Source organism: Mycoplasma sp. HU2014 (assembly GCF_001199495.1).
Lineage (GTDB): Bacteria > Bacillota_I > Bacilli_A > Mycoplasmatales > Mycoplasmataceae > Mycoplasma.
The window spans coordinates 1-4,039 of the sequence record NZ_LFYS01000004.1 but is presented as its reverse complement, the minus strand read 5'-3'; the positions used below and the strand labels follow the sequence as shown (position 1 = coordinate 4,039).

Annotated in this window: 6 protein-coding genes and 2 rRNA genes; 4 read left to right on the top strand and 4 right to left on the bottom strand. The window is 33.1% G+C overall.

All coding sequences use genetic code 4. The features are described from left to right. The 4 genes from AB668_RS05610 to AB668_RS00165 all read left to right on the top strand — a co-directional run. A partial coding sequence (locus tag AB668_RS05610; RefSeq protein ID WP_235443307.1) for a hypothetical protein occupies positions 1-451 on the top strand: 451 nt, incomplete at its 5' end. Positions 452-629: 178 nt separating this feature from the next. Next, positions 630-770: a hypothetical protein gene (locus AB668_RS05390; RefSeq protein ID WP_201342678.1), complete on the top strand. Its 141-nt coding sequence runs from the start codon at positions 630-632 to the stop codon at positions 768-770. Between the two features lie 12 nt (positions 771-782). Further along, positions 783-1,181 carry a RidA family protein gene (locus AB668_RS00170; protein ID WP_050517114.1) on the top strand — a complete coding sequence of 133 codons (399 nt, stop codon included), beginning with the start codon at positions 783-785 and terminating at the stop codon, positions 1,179-1,181. Between the two features lie 149 nt (positions 1,182-1,330). Then, positions 1,331-1,534: a cold-shock protein gene (locus AB668_RS00165; protein ID WP_050517113.1), complete on the top strand. Its 204-nt coding sequence runs from the start codon at positions 1,331-1,333 to the stop codon at positions 1,532-1,534. Positions 1,535-1,562: 28 nt separating this feature from the next. Here AB668_RS00165 and trxA read toward each other — a convergent pair whose 3' ends face one another. The 4 genes from trxA to AB668_RS05795 all read right to left on the bottom strand — a co-directional run. Then, on the bottom strand, positions 1,563-1,871 hold the full coding sequence (trxA, locus tag AB668_RS00160; RefSeq protein ID WP_050517112.1) for a thioredoxin: 309 nt from the start codon (positions 1,869-1,871) through the stop codon (positions 1,563-1,565). A gap of 12 nt (positions 1,872-1,883) precedes the next feature. Beyond that, a complete protein-coding gene (locus tag AB668_RS00155; RefSeq protein ID WP_050517111.1) occupies positions 1,884-2,723 on the bottom strand; it encodes a Cof-type HAD-IIB family hydrolase in 840 nt (279 codons plus the stop codon). Between the two features lie 109 nt (positions 2,724-2,832). Next, positions 2,833-2,941 (bottom strand): 5S ribosomal RNA (gene rrf / locus AB668_RS00150). A gap of 68 nt (positions 2,942-3,009) precedes the next feature. Next, positions 3,010-4,039: ribosomal RNA gene (locus AB668_RS05795) — 23S ribosomal RNA — on the bottom strand; the annotation flags it as partial.

Sequence of the window (4,039 nt, the reverse complement as noted above, 5' to 3'; positions counted from 1 at the left end):
TATTAAAAGAAAAATTATGAATGGAGTGGTTGAATATCAAAAAAATTATTATGCTGCATTTGATGAAAATGGGAAGAGATATAAGTTCAACAAAAAAGAAAGTATTGAATTTGTTATAGGTGCAGATGAGAAGTTCTACTTTAGAACAGAAACTATGCGTTTTAAAGCTGAAATATTAGAAAAAGGATCTCATGATTGAGGGATAGCTGATATAGCAAAAAGAAAACAATTAGATGAAGAAAGAAAACATGATTTAAAAACCCTAGGAACAATAAATAAAACAAGATGAATTCATACTGTATTAGATAAGACTCTTAACAGCATTAAAAAACACCCAAGTGGATTGCCCAGTGAAGTAGTCGATGAACTATCAGGACTTGTCTCAGGTGTTAAGAATGAATGTTATCGCATATCATTCGAACTCAAAGAAAAATTAGGCTTATTGGATTAGTTTAATTTTCTAATTTCCTTTGATAAGATTATTATAACTTAAAAATTTAAAGGTTCATTTTGTTTGAAAACCCACGGTAAAAATCTAGTGTTTTTTCAAAATAAAGCTGGTGTTTTTTCAAAATAAAAACCCTTTAAATAAAGGGTTTACACTTCATTATTAATAACTAGTTACAAAATTGTGAAAAGTTCAGGTTGTAAACATAGGCGAAAACTTCTATAATGCTGAAAAAAATTGATTTAGAATGAACATAGCTTGTCCTAAAGAAGAACTTAACGACTTAGTAAATAGATTGAAAAAAGTTTTAAAATTAAACTAGGAGGATATGAAAATGAAAGTAATTAATACAGATAATGCACCAAAAGCCATTGGACCTTACTCACAAGCAATTCAAATTTGTAATGGAACATTATACTTATCAGGGCAATTGGGATTAGATACAAAAACAATGCAATTACCAGAATGTTTAGTTGAACAAACAAAAAATGTTTTTGCAAACATTGATGCTATTTTAAAAGAAGCAGGATATACAAAAAATGACGTTGTTAAAACTTTAGTTTTATTAAAAGATATTAATAGTTTTTCAAAAGTTAACGAACTTTATGAAGAATACTTTGAAAGTCACAAACCAGCAAGAAGTGCTTTTCAAGTTGCAGCTTTACCAAAAGATGCCGCCATAGAAATTGAAGTAATTGCTTATAAAAATTCAAACAATAATTGTTCAATGTAATTTTCAAACACCTTAAGGTGTTTTTTATTTTCTGTAATTATCAATTATATTTTTCTAACTAATATATAATCAAGTTATTATTAAAAGATTTATGTTATATTTATATTTACTACAATCTTAAATTAATAAAACAGATTGGAGGTAAATGTATGAATTCAGGTAATATTAAATGATTTGATAGAGAAAAAGGTTTTGGCTTTATAGTTGATGATGTTGAGAGAATAGATGTTTTTGTTTATTATTCAAATATTAATTCTGAAGATATTAAAAATATTAATTCAGGTGATAAAGTTAGTTATAAACTAGCAAAAGGTCAAAAAGGATTTGAAGCTTTAAACGTTTCTAAAAAATAAGAAAAAGTCAGATTAATCTGACTTTTTCTTATTTAATTAATTCTTGTAATTTTTCTGGACTAGCAAATCCAACGTGTTTGTTAACTAATTTTCCATCTTCTAAAACAGCTAACATAGGAATTGACATAACACTGTATTCTTTAGCTATTTCACGGTTGATATCAACATCAACATCTAAGAATTTAACGCCTTCAGTTTTTGAAGCTAATTCATGAACTAGTGGCATTAACATTCTACATGGTCCACATCAAGTAGCATTAAAATCAATCAATACTTTTCCTTGTTTAATTTCTTCGTTAAATTGTTCTACTGAAGTAATTTTAATCATTTCTGCCATAATAATAACCTCTTAATCTTCTTTAATAATTTTATCAATAATATATCTAGCAACTCCATCTTGAGCATTTGTAAATTCAGTAACATCATCTGCTTGTGCTTTTATGTCTTCAAAACCATTTTTCATAGCAACACCTGTATCACAAGCTTTCAATAATGGAATATCATTGTGTCCATCACCAAACCCATAAGAATGAACATCATCGCCTAAATTTAGGTATTTTTTAACTTCTTTAACGATATTTCCTTTATCAAGACCTTTAGTAGAAATATCAAAAACTCTGTTGTTATGATAACTATCTACTTTATAGCGATCAGAATATTTCTCTTTTAAATAGTTATATTCGTTTAATTTTTCTTCATCAGTTGCCTTGTGATTTGTAACTATATATAAGTGAGTTACTGGTTCATCAACTTCATCTGGAGATGTAGCAACAACATATCTTAATCCCATTGTATTCGCTCAAAATTTACTATTTTTTCCTTCAGCAAAAACATATGATGAATCAGTTGAATAGAAATTTAATTTAGCAAAAAACTTATTATAATATCTTTCAAAAATTTCTTCAATTAATTCTTTTGGTAAATATTTATTAACAATAAAAGAGTCGGTTTTAAAATCATAAATTTGAGCCCCATTACTTGCTGCAATAATACCACCTTTTTTATCTATTCCTAACATAGCTGCTTTTTGTTTTAAATCTTTAAGAGTTCTAGCTGTTGCAGGAACAAAATAAATTCCATTATCGTATAGTTTATTAACAACTTCGATAGTTTTGTCTGAAAACTTATGATCATCATGTAATAATGTTCCATCTAAGTCAGAAAATATTATAAATTTTTTATCTTTCATTTAAACACCACTTTCTATACCTGTATTAAATTATATTATAATTTCTAATTAAATAACAAAAAAGAACCCACGATTAAATAACAAAAAAGAACCCTAAGGTTCTTAATTAAACTGGCAGCTTGCTATCTTCTCGCTATTGCAATATTTTCACCGTAATAGAGCTTAACTTCTGTGTTCGGCATGGTAACAGGTGTGACCTCTATGCTATAACCACCAGATTAGTTTTTTTGGATTGTTCTTTGAAAACTGAATACTAGCTTGAAATGTATTGTTATAAATTGCATTTTCTAAAAATTCACTCGATCTATTAGTAATGGTTAGCTTAACACCTCACAGCGCTTACACATCCATCCTATCAACCATGTGGTCTACATGGGATCTTACATCTTACAAATGGGAAAATTCATCTTAAAGGGGGCTTCTCGCTTAGATGCCTTCAGCGATTATCCTGTCCGCACATAGCTACCCTGCTATGCCACTGGCGTGACAACAGGAGCACCAGGGGTGCGTCCATTCCGGTCCTCTCGTACTAGGAACAGCTCTCTTCAATTTTCCTACGCCCACAACAGATAGGGACCAAACTGTCTCACGACGTTCTGAACCCAGCTCGCGTACCGCTTTAATGGGCGAACAGCCCAACCCTTGGAACCGACTACAGCTCCAGGATGCGATGAGCCGACATCGAGGTGCCAAACCTCCCCGTCGATGTGAACTCTTGGGGGAGATAAGCCTGTTATCCCCGGGGTAACTTTTATCCGTTGAGCGACGGCCCTTCCACTCGGGACCGCCGGATCACTAAGTCCTACTTTCGTATCTGTTCGACTTGTAAGTCTCGCAGTTAAGCATCCTTCTACCTTTGCGCTCTATGTATGATTTCCAACCATACTGAGGATACCTTTGAGCGCCTCCGTTACTTTTTGGGAGGCGACCGCCCCAGTCAAACTACCCACCAGACACTGTCCTTAACCCGGATAACGGGTCGAAGTTAGAAACCCAATGTAACGAGGGTGGTATTCCAAGGTTGACTCCACCAGTACTGGCGTCCTGGTCTCATAGTCTCCCACCTATCCTCTACACGTTACACCAAATTTCAATATCAAGTTATAGTAAAGCTCCACGGGGTCTTCCCGTCTAGTTGCGGGTAACCGGCATCTTCACCGGTACTAAAATTTCACCGAGTCTGCAGCCGAGACAGCGAAGGGATCATTACACCTTTCGTGCGGGTCAGAATTTACCTGACAAGGAATTTCGCTACCTTAGGACCGTTATAGTTACGGCCGCCGTTCACCGGGGCTTCAATTCAAAGCTTCGCTTGT